The sequence below is a fragment of the Citrobacter sp. VF227 genome, assembly GCF_052950715.1.
In genome coordinates, this window is sequence record NZ_JBRFVF010000623.1 from 1 (window position 1) to 434 (window position 434).

1 protein-coding gene is annotated in these 434 nt (G+C 79.3%); it reads right to left on the reverse strand.

Annotated features, from left to right (window positions below; translation table 11 throughout):
* The coding region (locus ACU8YC_RS28230; protein ID WP_446896426.1) for an aldehyde dehydrogenase family protein at window positions 1–327 on the reverse strand (327 nt) is incomplete at its 3' end.
* Window positions 328–434 lie beyond the last annotated feature (107 nt).

Consider the following 434-nt stretch of genomic DNA (forward strand, 5'->3'; position numbering starts at 1 on the left):
GGGGGCGAGATCCGGAGACGTCGCCGCGATCCAGCGCCCGCCCTCGGCCACCAACCGCCCGCGCTCGCGGGCCGGAACCCGCGCCCAGGCCTGTCCAGCAGCACGGGCGGCCGCGACCGCCGTCTGGACGTCCGCCGGGCCGGCCGCGGGCGCCTGGGCCAGGGCGCGCCCGGTGGCCGGATCGAGGACGGTGAGGCAGGCTCCGTCCACCGGGCCGACCAGCGCGTTCCCGACGAGGTGGCGCCCGGCGAGGGCGGCCAGGAGGTCACGCACGCCCTGGGGGAGGCGCGCGCGGCCACCCGCCAGGCTCTCGGATTCATTCGACATGGGCGGCTCGCTCGCGGTCGGACTGGGGCGTCCGGGCGTCGATACGAGCGCCCCGGGCGTCGCGACAGGTCCAGGCGGTGGCGAGTGAGCGGGCCAGGCGCAGCCCC